This window comes from Ectothiorhodospira shaposhnikovii (assembly GCF_047222355.1).
Lineage (GTDB): Bacteria > Pseudomonadota > Gammaproteobacteria > Ectothiorhodospirales > Ectothiorhodospiraceae > Ectothiorhodospira.
Genome location: NZ_CP178333.1, coordinates 1710115 through 1733578 on the forward strand (window position 1 = coordinate 1710115; position 23464 = coordinate 1733578).

General features: G+C 66.0%; 20 protein-coding genes. 6 read left to right on the plus strand and 14 right to left on the minus strand.

The features are described from left to right. Positions 1-11: 11 nt before the first annotated feature. The 3 genes from relA to ACLF6L_RS07840 form a co-directional block, all read right to left on the minus strand. On the minus strand, positions 12-2183 hold the full coding sequence (gene relA / locus ACLF6L_RS07830; RefSeq protein ID WP_238616949.1) for a GTP diphosphokinase: 2172 nt from the start codon (positions 2181-2183) through the stop codon (positions 12-14). Between the two features lie 75 nt (positions 2184-2258). Beyond that, complete coding sequence (locus ACLF6L_RS07835; protein ID WP_412851347.1) at positions 2259-4751, minus strand: ABC transporter permease; 2493 nt, start codon at positions 4749-4751, stop codon at positions 2259-2261. Further along, entirely contained in the window at positions 4748-5437 is a 690-nt protein-coding gene (locus ACLF6L_RS07840; RefSeq protein ID WP_008931317.1) for an ABC transporter ATP-binding protein, read from the minus strand. Before ACLF6L_RS07840 ends, ACLF6L_RS07835 begins: the two co-directional genes overlap by 4 nt. On the opposite strand from ACLF6L_RS07840, the gene ACLF6L_RS07845 reads away from it, so the two are divergent. After that, a complete protein-coding gene (locus ACLF6L_RS07845) occupies positions 5436-6047 on the plus strand; it encodes an arylesterase (RefSeq protein WP_412851348.1) in 612 nt (203 codons plus the stop codon). The genes ACLF6L_RS07840 and ACLF6L_RS07845 overlap by 2 nt on opposite strands. A 9-nt stretch (positions 6048-6056) precedes the next feature. Here the strand turns inward: ACLF6L_RS07845 and ACLF6L_RS07850 are convergent, their stop codons facing one another. Next, a complete protein-coding gene (locus ACLF6L_RS07850; RefSeq protein ID WP_412851349.1) occupies positions 6057-6743 on the minus strand; it encodes an HAD family hydrolase in 687 nt (228 codons plus the stop codon). A gap of 42 nt (positions 6744-6785) precedes the next feature. Next, on the minus strand, positions 6786-8411 hold the full coding sequence (locus ACLF6L_RS07855) for a methyl-accepting chemotaxis protein (RefSeq protein ID WP_412851350.1): 1626 nt from the start codon (positions 8409-8411) through the stop codon (positions 6786-6788). 221 nt (positions 8412-8632) lie between these two features. Here ACLF6L_RS07855 and ACLF6L_RS07860 point away from each other — a divergent pair, with 221 nt between their 5' ends. Then, on the plus strand, positions 8633-9091 hold the full coding sequence (locus ACLF6L_RS07860; RefSeq protein WP_238616943.1) for a c-type cytochrome: 459 nt from the start codon (positions 8633-8635) through the stop codon (positions 9089-9091). Positions 9092-9146: 55 nt separating this feature from the next. Here ACLF6L_RS07860 and ACLF6L_RS07865 read toward each other — a convergent pair whose 3' ends face one another. Genes ACLF6L_RS07865 through ACLF6L_RS07885 form a run of 5 tightly spaced genes read right to left on the minus strand, consistent with a single transcriptional unit; the run spans position 9147 to position 13574 of the window. Next, positions 9147-9833, minus strand: a complete 687-nt coding sequence (locus ACLF6L_RS07865; RefSeq protein WP_412851351.1) for a cytochrome b/b6 domain-containing protein — start codon at positions 9831-9833, stop codon at positions 9147-9149. A gap of 59 nt (positions 9834-9892) precedes the next feature. Beyond that, complete coding sequence (locus tag ACLF6L_RS07870; protein WP_412852762.1) at positions 9893-10993, minus strand: lipocalin-like domain-containing protein; 1101 nt, start codon at positions 10991-10993, stop codon at positions 9893-9895. A 33-nt stretch (positions 10994-11026) separates the two neighbouring features. Next, positions 11027-11869, minus strand: a complete 843-nt coding sequence (locus ACLF6L_RS07875; protein ID WP_412851352.1) for an FtsX-like permease family protein — start codon at positions 11867-11869, stop codon at positions 11027-11029. Beyond that, the gene (locus tag ACLF6L_RS07880; RefSeq protein ID WP_412851353.1) at positions 11866-12294 is read right to left on the minus strand and encodes an ABC transporter ATP-binding protein; all 429 of its coding nucleotides are present in this window, start codon (positions 12292-12294) and stop codon (positions 11866-11868) included. Before ACLF6L_RS07880 ends, ACLF6L_RS07875 begins: the two co-directional genes overlap by 4 nt. 5 nt (positions 12295-12299) lie before the next feature. Continuing rightward, a complete protein-coding gene (locus tag ACLF6L_RS07885) occupies positions 12300-13574 on the minus strand; it encodes an RNA-guided endonuclease InsQ/TnpB family protein (protein ID WP_412851354.1) in 1275 nt (424 codons plus the stop codon). Between the two features lie 22 nt (positions 13575-13596). Between ACLF6L_RS07885 and tnpA the strand changes: the two genes are divergently transcribed. Further along, entirely contained in the window at positions 13597-14013 is a 417-nt protein-coding gene (gene tnpA, locus ACLF6L_RS07890) for an IS200/IS605 family transposase (RefSeq protein WP_412852764.1), read from the plus strand. A gap of 34 nt (positions 14014-14047) precedes the next feature. On the opposite strand, the gene ACLF6L_RS07895 is transcribed toward tnpA, so the two are convergent. Continuing rightward, the gene (locus ACLF6L_RS07895; protein ID WP_412851355.1) at positions 14048-14416 is read right to left on the minus strand and encodes an ATP-binding cassette domain-containing protein; all 369 of its coding nucleotides are present in this window, start codon (positions 14414-14416) and stop codon (positions 14048-14050) included. Positions 14417-14523: 107 nt separating this feature from the next. On the opposite strand from ACLF6L_RS07895, the gene ACLF6L_RS07900 reads away from it, so the two are divergent. The 3 genes from ACLF6L_RS07900 (at position 14524) to mgtE (ACLF6L_RS07910) (ending at position 18602) form a co-directional block, all read left to right on the plus strand. Continuing rightward, a complete protein-coding gene (locus ACLF6L_RS07900) occupies positions 14524-15705 on the plus strand; it encodes a glycosyltransferase (protein ID WP_238616940.1) in 1182 nt (393 codons plus the stop codon). A gap of 154 nt (positions 15706-15859) precedes the next feature. Beyond that, on the plus strand, positions 15860-17230 hold the full coding sequence (gene mgtE, locus ACLF6L_RS07905; RefSeq protein ID WP_238616939.1) for a magnesium transporter: 1371 nt from the start codon (positions 15860-15862) through the stop codon (positions 17228-17230). Position 17231: 1 nt separating this feature from the next. Further along, positions 17232-18602, plus strand: a complete 1371-nt coding sequence (mgtE, locus tag ACLF6L_RS07910) for a magnesium transporter (RefSeq protein WP_412851356.1) — start codon at positions 17232-17234, stop codon at positions 18600-18602. A 3-nt stretch (positions 18603-18605) separates the two neighbouring features. Here mgtE (ACLF6L_RS07910) and recJ read toward each other — a convergent pair whose 3' ends face one another. The 3 genes from recJ to ACLF6L_RS07925 are packed head-to-tail and all read right to left on the minus strand — an operon-like array spanning position 18606 to position 23460. Continuing rightward, positions 18606-20318, minus strand: coding sequence for a single-stranded-DNA-specific exonuclease RecJ (gene recJ, locus ACLF6L_RS07915; RefSeq protein ID WP_412851357.1), 1713 nt, complete (start codon positions 20316-20318; stop codon positions 18606-18608). After that, the gene (locus tag ACLF6L_RS07920) at positions 20315-21382 is read right to left on the minus strand and encodes a hypothetical protein (RefSeq protein WP_412851358.1); all 1068 of its coding nucleotides are present in this window, start codon (positions 21380-21382) and stop codon (positions 20315-20317) included. Before ACLF6L_RS07920 ends, recJ begins: the two co-directional genes overlap by 4 nt. Beyond that, the gene (locus tag ACLF6L_RS07925) at positions 21379-23460 is read right to left on the minus strand and encodes an ATP-binding protein (RefSeq protein WP_412851359.1); all 2082 of its coding nucleotides are present in this window, start codon (positions 23458-23460) and stop codon (positions 21379-21381) included. The genes ACLF6L_RS07920 and ACLF6L_RS07925 overlap by 4 nt, the downstream gene beginning before the upstream one ends. Positions 23461-23464: the final 4 nt, after the last annotated feature.

The following is a 23464-nucleotide window of genomic DNA, read 5'->3' on the forward strand; positions in this document are numbered from 1 at the left end:
AGATGCATCGGCTAGCCGGTGGCCACCCGTCTCACCGCAAAGATGTTCGGCAGGGCGCCGATCTTGTCCATCACCGTGCTGAGTTGCCCCGTATCGGTGATCTCCAGGGTCAAATCCATGGTCACGGTGCGCTCCGCCGGGTCGGTACGGGTGGAGGCGGCCAGGACATTGACCCGATCATTGGCCAGCACCTGGGTGATGTCCCGCAACAGCCCCTGACGATCAAAGGCCTCCACATGCACCACCACCGGGTAGGCCTGGCGTTCCTCGCCCCAGCTCACCTCCACCAGGCGATAGCGCTTTTCGGTGGGCATGCGCAGGATATTGACACAGTCCCGCCGATGAATGGTGACACCCTTGCCCCGGGTGATGAAACCGACAATGGGATCTCCCGGCACCGGGCGGCAGCAGCGGGCCACCTGGGTGAGCAGATTGCCCACACCCCGGATCTGGATCCCTTTTTCGCCGCTGCCGCCCTTGTCCGCGGGACGGCGGCTGCGCCGCCCCATGAGGGTTTCCTCGGCGGTCAGGGTGATGGGTACCTGAAGGGCACTGGAAAGCTGGGCCGGCGTGATCTCGCCGGCGCCGATGGCCACCAGCAGCTCTTCCCGGCTGGGCTGGTGGAAGCGCCGGATCAGTTCCTCCATGTCGGGTTCGGCAACGCCCTGGCGATGGGCCTCCCGTTCCAGGATCTGGCGTCCTTCCTGGAGGTTCTTGTCATGATCCTGGAGCTTGAACCAGCTGCGTGCCTTCGACCGCGCCCGGGAGGTGCGCAGATACCCCATGTTGGGATTCATCCAGTCCCGGCTGGGGCCGCCCTGACGGGTGGTGAGAACCTCGACCCGTTCGCCGGAGCGCAGCTCGTGGGTCAGGGGCACGATGCGTCCGTTGACCTTGGCGCCCCGGCAGCGATGGCCCACCTCGGTGTGGATGGCATAGGCAAAATCCAGCGGGGTGGAGCCCTTGGGCAGATCCACCACATCCCCCCTGGGGGTCAGCACGAAGACCCGGTCCTGGAACAGCTCGGAGCGGAAGTCCTCCAGCAATTCCCGATCATCCTCCTGGTGCTCCAGCAGGCGTCGGAGGGAGGCGATGGCGCGCATCAGGGCCTGGTCCTCCCGTCCGCCTTCCTTGTAGCGCCAATGGGCGGCCACCCCCAACTCGGCGAAGGCATCCATGTCGCGAGTGCGGATCTGTACCTCCACCACCTTGCCATTGGGACCGATCACCGCCGTGTGCAGGGATTGATAGCCGTTGTCCTTGGGATTGGCGATGTAGTCGTCAAACTCCTTGGGTATATGGGGCCAGCGGCTATGCACCACCCCCAGCACCGCGTAGCAGGTGGCGACCTTGTCGACGATCACCCGCACCGCCCGCAGGTCGTACAGATCCTGGAACTCCAGCTGCTTGCGGTCCATCTTCTTCCAGATGCTGTAGATGTGCTTGGGCCGCCCCCGCACCTCCCCTTCCACCTGCTCCTCCGCCAGCGCCCGACGCAGACGCTCGGTGAAGTCCTGAATGTACTGTTCCCGCTCCAGCCGGCTTTCTTCCAGCAGCTTGGCCACCATGCGGTAGTGATCCGGGTCCTGGATGCGGAAGGCCAGGTCCTCCATCTCCCACTTGACCTGAGCCACGCCCAGGCGGTTGGCCAGGGGAGTGAAGATTTCCTGGGTCTCCCGGGCGTAGGCCCGGGCCAGGGCATCCGGCTCCTGGGACATCAGTCGCAGATGCTGCAGGCGATAGGCCAGCTTGATGAGCACCGCCCGCACATCATCCACCATCGCCAGCAACATGCGGCGCAATCGCTCGGCCTGCTCAGGGGCGCCGTCCAGTTGACCCGGAGCACTGCGGAAGGTGGTGAGCAGATGCACGTTCTTCACCAGCCGGGCCACCGGCTCGCCGAAGTGGCGGGACAGATCCTCGTCGGAAAGGCTGCCATCGAAATGGGCATCCAGCAACAGGGCCGCGATCAGGGTGTCCTTGTCCACCCCCAGTACCCGCAGGTTCTCGGCCACATCCAGGCAATGGGGCTGCCGGGGCTGACGCTCATGCTCGGCCAGGGCATGGGTCAGGGCCATGGAAAGACGCACGTCGGTCCCCCCGCCGGGAGGCGTGAAACGCGCCACCAGGGCTTCGCGGGACTCGTGAACCAGGGATGACTTGTCGTATCGGGTATGACGCATGGGCGCAAAGTATATCCATCTGTGGCTGCCGGGGCGATCTCCGCCCACCGGCAGCAGGTTCCATGGGTATCGGTATCAGGTGAGCTGACGCAGGGTGAGCAGCGGCGGCTGACGCAGCACGGAACGGGCGCCCAGCCAGCCGGCCAGTCCCACTCCCAGGGCACCGCCACCGATGCCCAGCACCCAAAGCCAGGGGTTGAAGGCATAGGAGAGGTCGAACACCTGGCGGGCCAGCACCCAGCCGATGCCGCTGGCGCCCGCGCTGGCCAAAAGGCCTGCCAGGGCGCCCATCACGGTGAATTCCGCCAGCAGGCCCACCAGCACCTGACGCCGACCGGCGCCCAGGGTGCGCAGGATGGCACTTTCGCGCCGGCGCAGATCGCGGGTGGCGTGAATGGCCGCGTAGAGCACGGTCACTCCCGCCGCCAGGGTGAACAGGAACACGTATTCCACCGCCAGGCTGGCCCGGTCGATGATGTCGCGCACCTGCTGCATCAAGGCCCGCACGTCCAGGATGGTGATGCTGGGGAACTGCCTCACCATCGCCGTCAGCAGGTCGGCACGCCCCTCCGCCAGGTGGAAGCTGGTCACATAGGTCATGGGCTGATCGTCCAGCAGGACCGGCGGCGACAGCACGAAAAAGTTCACGTTGAAGGAATCCCAGTCCACGCTGCGCAGACTGGTGACCCGGCCGGTCACGATCTCGCCGGACACATTGAATTCCAGCACGTCGCCCAGCGTAAGGCCCAGGGTTTGTGCCAGACCCTCCTCGATGGAAAACTCCCGGCCGTCGGTGTCGTCGGACCACCACTGCCCCGCCACCACCCGGTTGTCCGGCTGCGGATCACGGGCAAAGGAGAGGTTGAACTCCCGGGAGGCCAGCCGCTCCGCCCGAGGGTTGGCGAACGTCTCCGGACGCACCGGCTCGTCGTTCACCGCCGTCAGACGCCCGCGGATCATGGGGTAATAGGTCGGCGCCGGCAGACCCTCGCGCTCGAACAGCGCCCGCAAGGGCTCCACCTGGTCCGGCTGGACATTGATCATGAAGTGATTGGGGGCCTCCGGCGGCAGGCTGCCCTCCCAGCTGGAAAGCAGATCCACCCGCACCAGCGCCAGCAACAGCAGGGCCATGATCCCCAGACCAAAGGCCGCCAGCTGGACCGCGCTCAAGGCCCCGCGCCGGGACAGGTTGGCCAGACCGAATCGCAGCGCCACCCCGCCCCGGGTGCGCAGGGGCTTGAGTCCCAGCACCAGCGCCCAGGCCGCGCCCCACAGCATCACCACCGTCAGACCGGCACCGCCCAGGACCCAGGCCGCCAGCCGTACATCCCCCGCCTGCCACAGCAACAGTCCGCCCAGGGCGGTCAGGGCCAGCACCAGGGCCAGCCACATGGCGGGGGGCGGCGCCCCCAGATCACGCCGCAGCACCCGCAGCGGCGGCACCTGGCCGATCCGCAACAGAGCCGGCAGGCCAAAACCCAGGGCGGTGACCACCCCCACCCCAAGACCCGTGAATGCCGGCCACAGGGATGGCAACGGCAACGTGCCCGGGAACCACTGGGCCAGCAGGGCCGCCAGGAACCCCTGGGCCAGGAAGCCGAGCGTCAGCCCCACGGCACTGGCCAGCAGGGCCAGCCAGAGGATGCGCAGGATGAAGACCTGTAGCACGAAGGCCCGGGACGCCCCCAGGCAGCGCATGACGGCGCTCACATCGGACTGACGATCGCTGTAGTGCCGGGCCGCCACCGCCACCGCGCCTCCCGCCAGCAGCACCGCCACCAGAGCCGCCAGCCCCAGAAACTGCTCACCCCGGGCGATGGCACCCTGCAGTTCGGGTCGGGCATCACCGACCCCTTCCAGACGCTCCCGCTCCGTCAGGTTCGCACCGGCCCAGTCACGAAACGCCGCCACCTGGGATTCGGTGCCGGCCACCAGCAGGCGGTGACTCACCCGGCTGCCCGGCACCACCAGCCCGGTGGCTTCCAGGTCTTCCAGGGGGATCAGCACCCGGGGTCCCAGCTGAAACAGGTCACCGCCCCGGTCCGGCTCATAGGTCAGAACCCGGGTCAGGGTCATCTCCAGGTCCCCCACCTGCAGTCGATCACCCACCGCCAGGCCCAGCAACTGGAAAAGGCGGGGTTCGGCCCAGGCCTCGCCCCGCCCGGGCACCTCGCGGCTTTCCCGCTCGTCCCCGAAGAGGACATCACTGACCCGCACCGAACCCCGCAGCGGCCAGCCGTCGCTGACGGCCTTGACCTCGGTAAGCTGGGAGTCATCGCTGGCCATGACCACGCTGGGGAAGCTCACATGACGGGCCGTCTCCAGTCCCAGGCGCGAGGCCTCCCGGGTCACGGCCGGTGCCAGGGGGGCGGACGAGGTGATGCTCAGATCCCCTCCCAACAACTGGGTGGCCTGCTGGGACATGCCCCGCTGCACCCGGTCGGTGAAGAAGCTGACCGAGGTGACGGCCGCCACCGCGATGACCAGGGCCATGGCCAGGATGCGCAGCTCACCGGCGCGCCATTCCCGTCCCAGGGACAGCCAGGAATACCGCAACACCTGGTTCATGCCGCCTCCAGCACGCCGTCATTGAGCCGGTAGCGACGCTCGCAGCGGGCCGCCAGCGCCATGTCATGGGTCACCAGCACCAGGGCCGTGCCGTAGACCGCCTTGAGATTGAACAGCAGGCGGATGATCTGTTCTCCGGTCTGCTGGTCCAGATTGCCGGTGGGTTCATCGGCAAACAGTACCCGGGGATGGGCGGCAAAGGCCCGGGCGATGGCCACCCGCTGCTGCTCGCCGCCGGAAAGCTGGCCGGGATAATGGGCCATTCGCCGGGCCAGGCCCACCTGCTCCAGGGCCTCCATGGCACCGGCCCGGGCATCCCCGGCCCGCCCGGACAGTTCCAGGGTCAGCATCACGTTCTCCAGCGCGGTCAGGGCCGGCAGCAGCTGGAAGGACTGAAACACGAATCCCACCTGACCGGCCCGCAGCATGGCCCGCTGATCCTCGGTAAGACCGCCCAGGGAACGCCCCAACAACTGAACCTCGCCGTCCGTGGGCAGGTCCAACCCCGCCAGCAGGCCCAGCAGGGTGGACTTGCCCGAACCGGAAGCACCGACGATGGCCACCACCTCGGCATTTGCCACCGTCAGGTCCACACCCTTTAGAATGGCAAGTTCACCACCCGGGCCATGAACGGATTTGACCAGACCGCTTGCCGACACCACGGCGGCAGAGGATTGAGACACCATGGGATCACGACTCCTTCTTTTTCTGTGCTTGTTGTGCCTGCCCGCCGCGGCGGCGGCCGAACGTCCTGCCCTGCTGATCATGGGTGACAGCCTGAGTGCTGCCTGGGGCATCCCCGTGGAACAGGGCTGGGTGGCCCTGCTGGAACGGCGCCTGGAGGAAAGCGGTCAGGCCTGGACCGTGGTCAACGCCAGCATCAGCGGGGAGACCAGCCGCGGCGGCCTGACCCGCCTGCCCCGCGCCCTGGAACGGCACCAGCCCGAGCTGGTGATCATCAGCCTTGGCGGCAATGACGGATTGCGGGGCATCGCCCTGGGCGAAATCCGGGAGAACCTGTCCCGCATGATCCGACTGAGCCGGGACAGCGGCGCGGAGGTACTGCTGGTGGGGATTCAGGTGCCGCCCAACTTGGGCAGACATTTTACCGAGAGGTTCCACCGGATCTACCATGAACTGGCCGAGGAATATCAGGTTCCGCTGGTGCCGTTCCTGCTGGAGGGGGTGGCCCTGGAGCCGGACCTGATGCAGGCGGACGGCATCCACCCCACCGCCGAAGCCCAGCCGATCATGCTGGACACGGTATGGACGGTGCTGGAGGCGGTGCTGGAATAGCCGGACGCCTCAGCGAGGCAACAGCCGGGCCGGCAGTTCCGACACCGACCGCAGGGTCAGATCCGGTGGCGAGCCGCCGCTCTCCCAGGCCAGGGAACGGGGATTGACCCAGGCGGTGCGCATCCCCACCCGGGCCGCGCCACGCACATCCCGCTCCGCGTCATCTCCCACGTGCAGGGTCTCGGACGCGGCCACGCCGGCCTCGTCCAGGGCGGCGGTGAAAATCCGCGCCGATGGCTTGGCGGCCCCGGCGGCGGCGGAGGTGATCACGAAATCGAACCGATCACCGATGCCGATGTGATGCACGCAGGCATTGCCGTTGGTGATGGCGCCGATGCGGAAATGCCCCCGCAGACGATCCAGGGTCTCCAGCACGTCATCGTAGAGGGAAACCTGGTTGCGGGCCTCCCAGAACACCCGGAACGCCGGTTCCACCAGTTCGTCCCCATAGCCCGACTGGGCCGCCAGGCTGCGCAACCAGTGCTTGCGCAGCCGGGTCATGTCGTAGTGCAGGTGCCGGCGCTCGGCAAACCAGGCCTGACGGTGACGGATCATGTCCTCCAGGCCATGACGCTCGGCAATGCGTGGATAGTGGACCCCGAGCCAGTCATGAAAGACCCGTTCCGCGTTCTGGATCACCGGGGCACAGTCCCACAGGGTGTCATCCAGGTCGAAGGTGATGCAGCGTATGTTCATCCCGCAAGCATACCCAGTTGCGCGGTCGGAATACAGCCACGGCTAAATCCTGAATCGCTCCACCGAACTCCTGAGTTCGGCCGCCAGACGGGCCAGATCATGGGCAGCCTGGGCGGTTTCCTGGGCCCCGGAGGAGACGTCATGACCGCTCTCGCTGATGCGCACCACATTCTGGTTGATGTCCTCGGCCACGGCGCTCTGCTCCTCCGCCGCGCTGGCGATCTGGCTGCTCATGTCGGTGATGGTGCCCACCGCGGCGACGATGGTGCGCAGGGACTTGTCCGCCTCGCCGGCTCCGGCCGAGGTGTCCTCCGCCCGCTTGCGGCCCGACTGCATCACCTGCACGGCGGCCCTGGCGCCATCCTGCAGCGTCTTGATCATGGATTCGATCTCCCGGGTGGAGGTCTGGGTCCGGCTGGCCAGGGTGCGCACCTCGTCCGCCACCACCGCAAACCCGCGTCCCTGCTCCCCGGCCCGGGCGGCCTCGATGGCCGCGTTCAGGGCCAGCAGGTTGGTCTGCTCGGCAATGCCCTGGATGACGTCCAGCACCGCCCCGATCTTCTCGCTGTCCGCCTCCAGCTTCTGGATCACGTCGGCGGCGCGGCTGATCTCGCCGGCCAGGTCCTGGATGGCCTGGATGGCCTGGGTCGAGATGGCCTGGGATTCGCGGGATTCGTCGTTGGCCTTCGCCGCGGCCGCCGATGCCTCCGAGGCACTACGGGCGACCTCGACCACGGTGGCCGTCATCTCGTTCATGGCTGTGGCCACCAGTTCCGTCTGGGACTGCTGCTCACCGACGCGACGCAAGGTCTGATCCGTCACTGCGGAGAGCTGTTCAGAGGCGGCCGCCAGCTGCGCCGTTGCCCCATTAACCTGACCGAGAATGGTGCGGAAGCTGTCGCCCATGCGATTGAAAGCCTGGGCCACCCGGGTCAGCTCATCATTCCCGCTTTCGGTGACAACCACCCTGAGATCGCCGTCTGCCATCTGGACGCTGGCCGTCACCAGCTGATTCACGGTGGAAGTCATGCGACCGAGCAGCAATACTCCCCCTGCAACCGTGACGGAAAAGGCCAGCAGAAGTAACAGGATCATGCCGTTGCGGATACGAACATGTAGGACCAGGGCATCCTCATAGACCTGCTGGGCCACCTCCAGCTGAAGATCCATCAATGCCCTGAGGCCGTCGCTGGCTTGCTGATAGGTCTGGGCCACCTCGCCTTGCAGCAGACGCTCCGCCCCGTCCCAATCCCACACCTCCAACGCCTCAACGACCCGGTTCAACCCCCGTCGATCCAGGTCGGCCCATTGACGTTCGAAACTTGAGGCCAGCTGGGCTTCCCTGGGCGTGAGAAAGGTCTGCATGTAATCCGCCCAGATACGCTCCATGGTCTGCCTGTTCTCCCGCACCCGTTGCAAGGCACCCTCGATCACGCTCTGACTGGGATCACTCACTGCCATGCGCAACCTCATCCGGGAATCCATGAGCAATTCGCTGATCCGACCCAGTTGACCCATGGGCACCAGCCTGTCGTCATAGACGGTTTTGAGCTGGCGCTCCGCCTGGGAAAGGCCGGTCCATCCCATGAAGGCGATGCCGGACATCAACAGCAAGGCTGCCGATATCATCAGAATCAAGCGCTGACGGATGGTAAGACTGATTCCCATGAAATTTCTCCTGAATTGGCCACCGACACGGAGCAGTATCGGATCGGAGGAATATGAAGACACCTCCCACGTCTAACCTTTATAACCCTTGCCGATGTTTTCGGCAGGCAAGGTGGATCCTTGAACATGCCCTTGTGGTTCTATCGAAGCGGCCATTACATGCTTAGAAGGAATTGATACACTTGCGCCTCCATACTCAGTCACACCGGAGGTACGACACCATGAAGACCACAGCAAGGGCACTGATTGCCGGACTGGTCCTGACTTTGGCCGCGGGCACCGCATGGGCCGTGGAAGCGGATGATGCCATCGAGTATCGCAAGGCCGTGTTCCAGGTCTTCAAGTGGAACATGGGTCCCATGGGCGCCATGGCCCAGGGCGACAGACCCTTTGACCGCGAGGTCCTGGCCAAGCATGCCGAACAGATGGCCCGCACCGCCGATCTGCCCTGGCAGGGTTATGTGGACGGTTCCGATCTGGGTGACACCGCCTCCAAGCCGGAAGTCTGGACCAACCGCGCCCGCTTCGATGAGCTGGCCCGCAATTTCGAGGCTCAGGCCGCCCGTCTGCTGGAGGTGGTGAACAGTGATGCCGGCGAGCGCGAGATCCGCATGGAGATCGGTCGTCTGGGTCAGGCCTGCCGGACCTGTCACGACGATTTCCGGATTTCCCGCCGCTGATCGGGAGGCAGGGGGGCCGCCCCCCTGCCCATGCCTGAGGGGAAACCCTCCGGCATCAGGGAATGTAGGTGATCCCCGCCCACACCAGAGCGGAACAGACCGCCAGCAGCAGCACCGCCCACCACACGTTGGCAAACTTCACATCCTCGGCCCCGTACCAGGTCACCCGCTTGCGCCCGGTGATCATGGGCAGGATCAGGTTATCCCGCTTCAGCAGCCAGTACAGCAGCACGGCCGTGACATGGATGCCCACCATGATCAGGATCAGGTCGAAGTTGAGCTTGTGCAGGCCGGTCAGCCAGTCACTGGTGGACGAAGACACCATGCGGGCGAAGGGTCCCCGGTTGAAGATCTGATCATTGGCAAACAGACCGGTGAAGGACTGGAACATCAAAAGGCCCAGCATGATCATCACCGCCCAGCCCCCCATGGGATTGTGACCGGGATGCCGATGGCCATCGCCGGTGAACAGGCCCTTGAAATACTGGAACACCGTCACCGGACCGGCGAGAAAATCCGAGAAGCGTACCGACCGGGTCCCCATCACCCCCCAGAGGATCCGGAACAGCAGCAGGGCGATCAGTGCGTATCCCAGCCACATGTGCCAATGCAGGGTCATCACGTCCCGGCTGGTGTACCACAGCCCGAACAGCAGGATCACCAGGGACCAGTGAAAGAGCCGAGTGGGCAGATCCCAGATCCGGATGATCTTGCCGTAATGTCTTGTATACCCCTTATCCATGAAACCTCCCGATGGCAGTCGACACAGCCGACCATACCAAAAACAGCGGCTGAAATGCTTCAATACCCCGTCAGCTCCACATAGCCCCGTCCGGTCACCTCGCCTGCCTCCAGCACATCCACCGCCCCTTCCCAGTAACGCACCGAAAGATCCATCTCCTGATCCGGACGCACCGCCCGGATCTCCATGACCCGCCCCTGCACCGGCAGATGCAAGCGCCAGGCCACCGGGTAGCGATGCCCCGTCGGTCCGGTCCAGCGTTCCAGCACTTCCAGACGGGCCTGATCGACTCCGATCACCGCGGATTCTCCCTCCGGCGTCACCCACAATCCCTTGCTGAAGGGATCCTCGCTACCGTCTTCCCGCCGGAACCGGTAGTACATCACGTCATGCCCGTCCGCCAGCTGCAGGGAAAACCAGTCCCACCCCACCTGCCCCTCCTCCAGCGCGCTGGTGCTCCACTCCCGGTCCATCCAGGACAGGCCGGACACCCCATGTTCGCGTCCCTGGATACGAATCACCCCCTCGGTCCGCAGACGGGTGAAGGAATAGTAGTAAGAGGCATTGCCCGGTGCCGCGGACTTGCGGCTCAGGCCCCGGTCCCCCTGCAGGACATGGGGCTTTTGCGGCATCAGCCTAAGCTCAAGCTCGATGTCGCCGGATGAGGCCGTCAGCCGCCAGGGAAAGTCATTGCCCCCATCGGATGCCAGCACCCAATCATCCAGCCAGACCCGGAATGGGTCCAACCGTGCCCCGGCCAGCCCCATGGCGCCCCGGGAAAACCGCTCGAAGGCGCGATGCCCGATACCCGCCACGTCCGTGACCGCCAGATGGGCCATCCAGACCTGGTTGGTGGCCCAGGCCGAGGCGGATTCCGGGACCGTCGGTGTCAGGCTTACCCGGAAGAAGGTGATCTGATAGCCGAACCGACGCCCCGCCTCGTCGTCCAGGTTGCCGGTGATATACCACCACTCGTTGCGAAACCCGGGATGGGGGCCGTGATCCTCGGGAAAGAGGAAGGTCCGGGGCTTGATGGCGCGTTCAAAGCCCTCATCCAGGTCGCCGCCCAGCAGGGTCATGGCATCCAGGGGCTGCGCCTCGGGCACACCGGGTCCGGGACTGCAGGCCGTCAGCCACACGACCGACAAGACCAGGGTCAGTACGCCAGGGAATGGTTTCCGGATCCACATGGGCTACGCCTCCCGCAGATGTTCGGCTGGACGCACCCGGGCCATGCGATAGCCGGGATATGCACCGGCCAGCAGGGATGCCGTCAGGGCCAGCAGCAGCCCCTCGACCAGTACCGCCGGCGGCAGGGTCCGGGTCATGCTCCAGCCGAAGGAACGCTGATTGATCACCTCGATCAGGACATCGGACATGAGCATTCCCAGGGGGATCGCCGCCAGACCGGCGGCCAGGCCCAGCAGCAGGCTCTGCAAGGTCACCATGCCCGCCAACTGCAAGGGGGTCATGCCGGTGGCCCGCAATACCGCGTGCTCACGGGACCGCTCCAGTTGCAGGGCCATGAGGGCACTGAGGATGCCGATGAAGGCCACCCCCACGGTAAGCAGCCGCAGAACATGGGTGACGGCGAAGGTGCGGTCGAAAATGGCCATGGACTGGGCGTGAATCTCGCCGGCGGCGGTGATCAGGCGGTTGATACGCCCGTCCCGGCCGCCGGCGGCATGGTCCCGGAAAGGCCGTTCGGCAAAGGGTTCCAGCCCCAGCAGGATGAAGGTCTCGCCGTGGATCCGCGCATGACCCTCCACCACCGGGGCACTGTCCCGGAATCCCTGCAGGCGCAGCTGCGTGTAGAGCCCTTCCTCCAGTCCGCCGGGGCCGCCAACGAGCTGGTGGGTGGTCCGCCCCGTGACCGTCTCCATGGACAGCCCAAAGGCGCGGGAGGCACTACTGTTGGCAATGTCCACCGCCACCACGATGGCCACCCCCAGGGCCACGCCCAGGACGGCAAAGATCAGGTTCCAGGGATGGCGGCGGTGATCCCGGATCAGGGCCCGGGCCGTCAGCCGCTTCATGACGTCCCCCGAGACTGCAGATGACCATCCACCAGTTCCCAGACATGGTCGGCCAGGGCCGCTACCTCCGGACTGTGGGTCACCAGCACCAGCGTGCGTCCCTGCTCCCTTGCCAGCCCATGCAGCAGTGCCATCACCCGGGCCCCGGTTTCCGCATCCAGATTGCCGGTGGGTTCATTCGCCAGCAGCAGGGGCGGTTCGTGGACCAGGGCCCGGGCAATGGCCACCCGCTGCTGTTCACCACCGGAGAGGCGATCGGGGAAGGTATCGCGCCGGTCCGCCAGGTCCACCGTTTGCAGCAAGGCCATGACCCGTCGCATCCGCTCCCCGGTGGGCACACCGTTGAGTTCCAGGGGCAGAGCCACGTTTTCCGCCACCGTCAGAGTGGGGATCAGATTGAAAAACTGATGAACTACTCCCGCCAAGCCTTTCAGGCTATGGCGTGAGTTTCGCGCTTCACGGGGCGTGCCGGATCATCCGGGGATGATTCGGTCTTACCGCCCTCCACGCATCGGCCAGGTTCCCGACCGGATAACTGCTGCTTGGCCCAGTTCATCAAGACCCGAGCGGCGTTTTCGTCCCGCGAGCAGGACGCGCCACAGGGGCACTCATGACGCCGCTGGCCGAGCGGCTTCTTCTCCTGCCGCCCGCAGGCGTGACAGGTCTGCGAGGGCTTGAGATGCCGCGTCGGAGCCTCCATCGCCCAGGTCCCAGCCTCTTCCGCTTTGTACCCGAGCAATTGATGGAAGGCACCGCCAGCGGCATCGAGGATGCTGCGGTTCAAGCCCTTTTTGTACTGACCGCCCGAAGCGGTCATGGTGCGGATGTTCAGTGCCTCCAGGCCCAGGACAGCGAATTGCCCAACAAGCCGCGCTGTCGTCTGATGCTGAAAATCGTGGCGCTGGTTCGCCACCTTGCGGTGGAGGCGACGCAAATGCTCGTATGCCCTCTGGAGACGGTTGGAAACGGGAAACCGGCGCGTCTTCCCGGACGCTTTCCTGGCCGCCCCCTCCTTGCGGGAAATATCGCGCTGGACCCGGCGGATTTCGTCCAGTGTCCTAGCCAGGTAGCGCGGGTTATCGATGGTCTCGGTCCCTGCTGGCGTGGCCACGGTGGCGAAGGTTTCCAGCCCCCAATCCAGACCGCCCAGTGTGTCGCCGCGTTGACGCGCAGGCTCGCAGTTCAGCGTCACCGATGCGTACCAGCGCCCGTTGCGACAAAACAGCTCGCAGGTCTTCGGCGTGCCTGGGGTGCGGGGTTTGCCCCGGATGGCAACCTTGCCGATTCCACTGAGCCTCAGCGTCCCGTGCTTCATCCGCTCGTTGGTCATCAGACGCCAGCCGTCACCGTGGGTCTTATAGCCCCAACCCTTGAAACGGTGCAGCGGCTTGAAGCGGGGAAAACCGGGCGTTTCGCCGTTTTTGATACGGCGAAAGAAGTGCTGGAACGCCAGATCCAGACGCTTGAGGGTGACCTGTTCGGACTGGGCGTTGATATCGCGCAGGAGCTTCGATTGGGTGCGCCACTCGGTCAGCCGCTTGCACTGGGCCGAGAAGCCCAACGACTCCTGCCGCTCGCTCCAAGCCTGGCGTCGTTCGGCCAGCGCCTCGTTCCACAACAGGCAGTGGACCCAGCGTTGGTGCTCCAAGGCAGAGATCTGGGCCGCCGTGGGGTAAAGCCGATATGTGACTTTGCGCTGGACCATGCTGAAAGTATACTTGGTTATTATGGACTCGCAACCGCTAAAACGGCTCTACCATTGCACATATCGGCTCCAGTATCATTTGGTTATCGTCACCAAGTACCGGCGCAAGTGCATCACGAGACCAATGCTTTTTCGCCTGGAAGAAATCGTCCGTGCTACCACCAAAAGGTGGGAAGGCGAGGTTCTGGAGTTCAACGGCGAACCGGATCATGTGCATCTGCTCCTGGAGCTGACGCCGCGCACCGCGCCATCTGCGTTCGTGAATAATCTCAAGACCGTCACCTCGCGACTGATCCGCAAGGAGTACGGGGAACACATACGGCGCTACTACTGGCACAAGCCGGTGTTCTGGTCTCGCAGCTACTGCATCATCAGCGTCGGCGGTGCGCCGCTATCGGTCCTGAAGCAATACATCGAACAGCAGGAAGCACCGGAGTGATGGCGCTACGCGCCATGCGCCGCTTCACCACTCCCTAAGCCGCTGAGCGGCTATAGGCGGAGCACTGCGGCGCTATTTGGTAGATGAAGCCCACCCGGGCGCGACGGTGGAGGGTCCGGTCACGCTCGGCCAGGCTGTCCAGGCGCCGACCTTCCACCAGGATCCTGCCATGATCCGGGGCCTCGATGCCGCAGATCAGGTTCAGCAGCGTGGACTTGCCCGAGCCGGAGCGTCCCACCAGGGCCACGATCTCGCCAGCATGGATCCGAGCCGTCACCCGGTCCAGCACTACCCGTGCCTTCCCGCCCTCCCGAAAGGACTTGCTCACCGCCTCCAGCACCACCAGGGCTTCCCGGGCGGCGACGGTCGTCGGCTCTGTGGTCTGCGTCTGCCGATAGTCCATGACTACGAATCCTCCGTTCACAGAATCGTCATGTGAAAACCTTAACATCAGCGGCCGAAACGGCCCCGGCGGGCCGATCCTGATACCCAAGGGGAGTGCACCGGCCCGTGAAGATCCTGATGATCAGTGATGTGTTCTTCCCTCGCATCAACGGTGTCTCCACTTCCATCGCCACCTTCCGGCGTCAGCTGCGCCGGGAAGGGCATGACGTCACCCTGATCGCGCCGGCCTACCCCGCGGGACATGAGGGAGAATCCCATATCCTGCGCATCCCCTCCCGCTACGTGGTCCTGGACCCGGAGGACCGGATGATGAAGGCCCGGCGGATCATGGCCCATGCCGATGAACTGGCCCGGGAAGGGTTCGACCTCATCCATGTGCACACCCCCTTCGTGGCCCATCACGCAGGTCTGGCCCTGGGACGGCGACTGGGCATCCCGGTGGTAGAGTCCTACCATACCTATTTCGAGGAATACCTGTTCCATTACCTCTCCTTTCTGCCCCGGACCTGGATGCGATCCGTGGCGCGTCACCTGTCACGGCGTCAGTGCAATCAGGTGGATGCGGTCGTCGTCCCCTCCCGGGCCATGGCCGAGATCCTGACGGGCTACGGGGTGAAAACCCCCATGTCCATCATCCCCACGGGGATTCATCAGGAGGCCTTCGCCGGCGGGGACGGCGCCGCGTTCCGCCACCGCATGGGCATCGACCACGACACCCCCCTGCTGGTTCATGTGGGACGGATTGCCTTCGAGAAGAACATCGATGCCCTGCTGCACATGATGGTCGACGTCCGCCGGACCATCCCCGACGCCATGCTGGTGATCGCCGGCGACGGACCCGCCATGGGCCATATCCGCCGCCTTACCGGGCAACTGGGGCTGGAACCGGCGATACGGTTTGCCGGTTACCTGGATCGGCGCACCACCCTGCTGGATTGCTACCGGGCCGGCAACGGCTTCGTCTTCGCCTCCCGCACCGAAACCCAGGGACTGGTTCTGCTGGAGGCCATGGCCCTGGGCGTGCCGGTGGTCTCCACCGCCGTCATGGGTACCCGGGACATCCTCTCCACCGGCGAGGGCGCCCTGGTGGCGGCGGATGACCGGGACCTGGCGCGACAGGCCATCCGACTGCTGTCCGATCCGGAGCTGCAACAGACCCTGTCGCACCAGGCCCGGCAATGCGCCCTGGCCTGGAGTGCGCCGGAGATGGCCGCGCGCATGCTGGCGCTTTACGGCGAAGTCAGTCACGGCGCCCGGGTTGACGGGCTGTCACGAGACATTCCGTAGCGCCGGACGGATTGCTATAATCGACCGCCCTGCACCCAGAGGCGGCCGATGCCCATGGCGCCGTCCCCGGTTCCCGTAACACGCATCGCTTGAGCGACCCTCCCCCGTGCCATCCGTTGCCGCGGATGGAGTGTGTCCTTGGCGGAGGCTGCCGATGGAGTTGGAATTCGAACAATACCTGCCCGAGATCCGCGAACTCCTGGCGCGGGACGAGCACGAGGCCCTGCGCCGTACCCTGGACTCCATGCGCATCCAGGACATCGCCCATGTGCTGATGGCCCTGGAAGATGATGCCGTGGAACGGGTTTTCAACGCCCTTGCCCGCGGCCGCAAGGTGGACGTCTTTTCCTACCTGGATCCCCATCACCAGCACGCCCTGCTGGACCGCATCGCCCAGGCCGATGCCCGCCATATCCTGTCGGAGATGCTGCCCGACGACCTCACCGCCCTGCTGGAGGATCTGCCCCGGGACGAGGTGCGCCGGCTGCTGCGGCTGTTGCCCTTTCGCGCCATCCGCCGTGCCCTCACCCTGCTGGACTACCCGGATAACAGCGTCGGGCGCCTGATGACCCCCGAGTTCGTCGCCGTGGCGGCGGACTGGTCCATCCAGGACAGTCTGGACTTCATCCGGGTGCAGAAGGCACGGGGCGAGATGGCCAACGTGATCTTCGTCATCGATGACGAGCGTCGCCTGCTGACCAGCATCCCCCTGGGGCGTTTCGTCATGGGCCGGGCCGACGAGCCGGTCTCCAGCCTGGGCACCGAGCCCATGATCACCCTTTCCGTCAACGCGGATCGGGCCGAGGCGGTCCGGTTGATCCAGCACTATGACCTGGAAGTGCTGCCGGTCACCGACGATGACGGGGTGCTGCTGGGCATCGTCACCGTGGATGACGTGATGGACGTGGTGAAGGAAGAAACCACCGAGGACTTCCACAAGCTGGGCTCGGTGGGCGCCCTCAACCTGAGCCTGCGGGATGCCCGGCCTTCGCTGCTCTACCGCAAGCGCATCGGCTGGCTGCTGGTGCTGGTGTTCCTGAACATGTTCGGCGGCATCGCCATCGCCAGTTTCGAGGACACCATCTCGGCGGTGGTGGTGCTGGTGTTCTTCCTGCCCCTGATCATCGCCTCCGGCGGCAACGCGGGGGCCCAGGCCTCCACCCTGATGGTCCGGGCCATGGCCACGGGAGACGTGAAATCCTCCGACTGGTTCCGGCTCTGGGGCAAGGAGCTGTTGGTGGCCACCTCCCTGGGCCTGACCATGGGCATTGCCGTCTCGGCAGTGGGCCTGTGGCGGGGCGGCCCCGAGATCGCCCTGCTGGTGGCCATGGCCATGGCCATGGTGGTGGTGGTGGGCAGCATGGTGGGAATGATACTGCCCTTCATCCTCAGCCTGGCGCGCCTGGACCCGGCCACCGCCAGCGCCCCCCTGGTGACCTCGGTGGCGGACGTGGCCGGCATCCTGATCTATTTCAGCCTGGCCGTGGCGATTCTGAACCTGCCCGCCGCCGGTGGAGGCCTGTGACATGACCGAGACTGCCACCCTGGAACGCCCCGGCCTGGCCGATCTACCCGCCCTGCTGGTGGAACAGGACTGGGAGTGCATCCAGGCCCTGCTGGCGGATCTGGCGGAGCCGGACATCGCCCACGCCCTGCTGCCCGGATTGGCGCGGGCCGAACGGGTGCGGCTGATGCAGCTGCTGCCGCCGGAGCGGGCCTCCTCGGTCTATGCCTACCTGGATACCGGCCTGCAGACCGAGCTGCTGGAGGATCTCACCGACGAGGAAAAGACGCGCCTCATCGGTGAACTGTCCTACGACGATGCCGCCGCCATCCTGGACGAACTGCCGGATGAACACACCGATTCCCTGATGGAGATGCTGCCGGAGGCGGACCAGCAGGTGCTCAAGGCCCTGCTGGCCTTCCCGGAGCACAGCGCCGGCCGTCTCATGACCCCGGAGTTCGTGGCCCTCTCCCCTGCCTGGACCGTGCGCGAGGCCCTGGATCATGTGCGTGAACAGGCCCATGTGGGGGAGACCCTCAACACCCTGTTCATCACCGATGACGCGGGTCGCCTGCTGGGCTGGATCAGCCTCCAGGACCTGCTGCTCTCCCGTCCCCGGACCCGAGTGGAACAGCACTACCACCGGGATGTGATCCGCATCCACACCCAGGAAGACCGGGAAGAGGCAGCCCGCCTGATCGGCCACTATGACCTGCAGGCCTTGCCGGTGGTCGACGAGGACAACATCCTGGCGGGCATCATCACCGTGGACGACGTCATGGACGTGGTGGAGAAGGAAGACACCGAGGACTTTCACAAGATGGGCTCGGTGGGCGTGCTCAACCTGAGCGTGAAGGATGCCACCGCCGGCATGCTTTACCGTAAGCGCATCGGCTGGCTGGTGATCCTGGTGGTGGTGAACATCATGAGCGGGGCCGCCATCGCCTTCTTCGAGGCGGCCATCGAGAAGGTGGTGGCCCTGGTGTTCTTCCTGCCCATGGTCATCGCCTCCGGCGGCAACGCGGGGGCCCAGGCCTCCACCCTGATGGTGCGCGCCCTGGCCACCGGCGATGTCCAGGCCCGGGACTGGTTCCGGCTCTGGGGCAAGGAGTTGGTGGTGGCCCTGGGCCTGGGCACCACCCTGGGACTGGCGGTCTGGCTCATCGGTCTGTGGCTGGGGGGCACGGAAGTGGCCATCGCCATCGCCATCTCCATGGTGCTGGTGGTCATCACCGGCAGCATGTTCGGCATGGTACTGCCCTTCATCCTGGCCCGGTTCAGGCTGGACCCGGCCACCGCCAGCGCCCCCCTGGTGACCTCGGTGGTGGACGTGGCCGGCATCGTGATGTACTTCGCCGTGGCCACCCTGGTGCTGCGGATGGCGGGGATGTAGCGCTCAGAAGACGTGCTCCACCATCATCTGGACCGAGCACAGGCCCCGGTACTCGTTGCTGTCCAGACGATAGGCCAGGTGCATCCGGTCCCGGTCCTCCGGCCAGTCATCCGGATCGGCGTTGAAGGCAATGCCGGTGATCGCTTCCCCCCCTTCGGGATGGCGCAGGCGCAGGCGCAGATGCCTGCCCTTGAGCCAGCGTCGCTCCAGCACCAGGAACTCCCCGTCGAACAAGGGTTCCGGGAAACCCTGCCCCCAGGGTCCCCCGGCGCGCAGGGCCTCGGCGGCCTCCAGGGTCAGCTCATGGGGGGCCAGCGGGCCGTCGCTGAGGACCACCCCTTCCAGCGCCGCCGGATCGACACGCCGGCGCACGGTCTCGTCAAACACCCGCCGGAAGGTCTCGAAATGCGCCACCGGCAGGCTCAGACCCGCCGCCATGGCATGGCCGCCGAACTTGCTCACCAGGCCCGGATGGGCCGTGGCAATGGCATCCAGGGCATCCCGGACATGCAGCCCGGGGATGGAGCGGGCCGACCCCTTGAGCAGACCGTCACCGGCATCGGCGAAGGCAATCACCGGCCGGTGCACCCGGTCCTTGATGCGGGAGGCCACGATGCCGATCACCCCCTGATGCCAGGTCGGTTCATACAGGCACAGGCCGTGACCCGCCGTCTCCGTCAGCCCGCCTTCCAGCAGCCGACTCAGGCCGTCCAGGGCCTGATCCTGCATCTGCGCCTCCACCTCACGGCGATCCCGGTTCAGGTCGTCCAGGGCCTGCGCCAGGGTCAGGGCGCGCACCGGATCATCGGTGAGCAGACATTCGATACCGATACCCATATCGTCCATGCGCCCGGCCGCATTCAGGCGCGGCCCGGCGGCAAACCCCAGGTCCGTGGCCACCGCCCGGGCCGGATTGCGGCCCGCCACCTGCAGCAAGGCCAGGATCCCCGGCGCCGCCTGCCCGGCCCGCATGCGCCGTAACCCCTGCTCCACCAGGATGCGATTGTTGCGATCCAGGGGCACCACGTCCGCCACGGTGCCCAGGGCCACCAGATCCAGCAGATTGCCCAGGTTGGGCTCGGGGATGCCCCGGTGCTGGAACCAGCCCTGCTCGCGCAGGTGGGCGCGCAGGGCCGCCATCACATAGAAGATCACCCCGACCCCGGCCAGGGCCTTGCTGGGAAAGAGGTCATCGGCCAGGTTGGGATTGACGATGGCCTCGGCCTCGGGCAGCCGCGCCCCGGGCAGGTGATGATCCGTCACCAGCACCCGCATGCCCCGGTCCCGGGCCGCCATCACCCCGTCCAGACTGGAGATGCCGTTGTCCACGGTCATGATCAGGTCCGGCCCCCGGCCCGCGGCCACCGCCACGATCTCCGGCGTCAGTCCGTAGCCGTACTCGAACCGGTTCGGCACCAGATAATCCACTGCCGCCGCCCCCATGGCCCGCAGGGCGCGCAGGGCCAGGGCGGTGCTGGTGGCGCCGTCGGCATCGAAATCCCCCACCACCAGGATCCGCTGCCCCTCGGCCAGGGCCTGGGCCAACAGGGCCGTGGCCCGATCGATCCCGCCCAGGGCACGGAACGGGGCCAGACGGGACAGGGAGTGATCCAGCTCCGCCGGGTCCATGACACCCCGGTTGGCATAAAGCCGGGTCAGAAGGTCGGCGCCGTCGACCGCGGCCCGCGCCCGTTCCAGCCTGCGGGCGGCCTTCATGGGGCGTGCTCCGAGTCGGCGACCCCATGGTATTCGCCGAACGGACGGGGTCGCCGCCACCAGCGCCAGCGCGCCCGGCCATCCAGCCATACTCCCCGGCCATCCTCACCCTGGATCACCAGGTGCCGGAACCGGCCCCGCCCCAGGCCCTGACACAAGGGTTCGAACCAGGCCTGCTCCAGAGCGGCCAGGGCGTGCATCCAGGCCTCCAGGTCATCCGCGACGGCGGCCGCAAAAAGGTCTTCCAGCACCACCAGCACCGGCCCGGAGGTCCGCCATGCCGCGGCGGTGTCCGGTGGGGGATGCAGGGGCGTCCCGGTCCAGCGGCACAGCCCTTCCAGCAGTGGGCCGCGTCCGTGGGCCGCCGCCCATCTCCCCGGCGGTGGTGGGTTGGGCCAGCGGCCGCCGCCCCAGAGCCACAGGCTGTTCACCGGGGCCTCGCCCCGGGCCTCCCGGGCCTCGTTCGCCGGCGCGCCGAACAGCAGCATCTGCAATTCCGTCAGATCCCGTTGCCAGTCCCGGGCGGCGGCACCCTCCCGGGGCAACAGCCCCCCCACCCGCTGTCCCATGGCACGGGAAAGGGGCACCGTGGTCAACCCTGGGTCCGCCTCCAGGTACAGATGCCATTGCCCGGGGGCGGTGGCGTGCAACGTCCAGGGGCGCGCCTGAAAATGATCATTGATCCGGGCGACCAGGGAATCGCTCTCCGCGTCGGTCAGCGACGGGCCGACGGCCCGGGAAAGGATCAGATCATCCATGCCCACCGTCAAATGCACCGGGTCGGCACAGAGCCAGTACCCTTCGGGCACGCCGTCGGTGACGGCCAGCCGGGTCAGGGCGCCCATGGGGGCATCGGCACCGGCGCCAAAATGCCGGCACAGCAGGGTTTCCAGGGCATCCGCGCAGGACTCGACCGGCCGGCCCCGCGACCACAACCATTCCAGCGCGGGATAGCGTCCCAGGCCGCCATAGTCGGCCTGCCACCGGGCAACGCGCATCAGCAGGCCCGGCAGGATCAGGTAAAGGGCCTGATCCGCCACCGGTGAAACGGGGTGCGGCATCATGTGAGTTCCCTGGTCGGCATAGCCCTGCCCACCGCCGGCGGCTGCCCCGACGCCAGTTGCCGATCCAGCAGGGCCATGAAGACCGGAATGTCCAGAGGCTTGGTCAGATATTCATCAAAACCAGCGGCTTTCCCGCGGGCCACATCCCGCTGGGTGGCATTGGCGGTCAGGGCAAAGACCGGCGTCGCCGCTGTCTGCACATCTTCCCGCAGGCACTGCAATACCCGATATCCGTCCATGCCCGGCATGTTGATGTCCAGAATGATCAGATCCGGCCGATGGCTGCGGGCCAGGGCCAGCCCCAGATCGGCGCTGGGCGCCTGCAACAGACGAATGCCCGGATACCTGGCCAGGATCTGTGCCACCAGGCGCAGGTTGGCCGGATTGTCGTCCACATGCAGGACACAGTGATGCAAGCCGTCGTCCCAGGAGGAATGCGGGGCGCCGTTGGTGCCTGTCGGTGCCGCCATCGAAGGTGCCTCCACCGCCACCGGCAACTCGAACCAGAACAGGCTCCCACCGCCCGGCCGGGGTTCCACTTCAATGCGGCCCCCCATCAGTTCCGTCAGACGCAAGGCGATACTCAGGCCGATGCCCGTCCCCTCGGTGATCGCCCCATCATCCTGCCCCAGGCGGTTAAAGGGTTCGAACAACTCGTCCAGACGCGAGGGATCGATGCCCGGGCCGGTATCGGCCACGCTCACCCGGATCGTCTCCCCCGCGGTGTCCAGCCGGGTCTCCAGCCACACTTCGCCTTCCGGGCGATTGTACTTGATGGCATTGGACATGAGATTGATCAGCACCTGCTTGAGCCGGGTGCGATCAGCCAGCACCACGTGCGTCTCGGGGCAGCTCGGATGCAGGCGTATCCGCCGCTCTTCCGCCAAGGGACGCAGCAACATGACACACTCGGTCAGCACCGAGGCCATGGCCACCGGTTCCAGGGACAGCTCGATCTTGCCGGCCTCCAGCCGTGACAGATCCAGAATCTCGTTGATCAGTTCCAGCAGGTGCCGACCGCCACGCAGGATCTCGCGCACATTGTCCTGCTGCTCCTCACCCAACGCCGGGTCCGCTTCCAGCAACTGGGAAAACCCCAGTACCGCGTTCATGGGCGTTCTGAGTTCGTGACTCATGCGGGACAGGAATTCGGACTTGGCCCGGTTGGCCTGCTCCGCCCGCTCCTTGGCCTCATGCCACTGCTGCATGGCAAGGTGACGTTCCTCCTCGGCACCGAGTGCGGCCGCCAGCAGGGTCAGCAGGCGCTGTTCCTCCTCGGTCGGGCGCCAGTGACGCACAAATACGACACACAGGGAACCCACCGCCTCACCCTGGCAATATACCTTGTGGCCGAAATAGGCCTTGAGGCCATAGCGCCGTATCGCCGGATCCGTCTCAAAATAGGGGGAGCGCTCCAGATCCTCGATGATGAGGCATTCCAGACCGGCGTCCTGGATCAGGCCATAGCAGACATGGCCTTCGGGGTCATCCTCCAGGGGCATATCCGGCGGACTGTTCCAATGGCCCAGGCTGCAGAGTCTGCCGTCGATCATTCGGTTGTACAAGGCCGCATCGCTGCCGAACAGTTCACCGCACAGACGGGTGATCTTCTGGACGTTGTCGTCAAAATTCGGTCCCATGCTGGACAGGCTTTCGGTCAGATTCATCAGTCGCCGCTCGGCCTGCTTGCGGTCGGTGACGTCACGGAGGATCCCCAGTGCATGCCAGCCCGTATCCAGATGCAGCAAGGACAGGGACAACTCCACCGTGATCTCGCGGCCGTCCTTGCAGCGGGCCTGCAACTCCAGGGTCCGGCCCATGGCAGTGCCGCAGCCGCTGCGCTCGATATTTACCAACTTGCGCCTTTTGATGCCCGGCAGGCCCCCGGGTACAATCATGTCATGCAGATTCTGTCCGACGGCTTCCTCCCGGGAGTAGCCGAACAGGGCTTCCGCCGCCGGATTCCAGAAGGCCACCCGGCCACCGGGCGCCATCAGGATGATCGCGTCCCGTGCCGACTCGGTGATGGAGCGCATCAACGCACGGCTTCTTTCCAGTTCCTGAATACGCTCCTTCACCTGC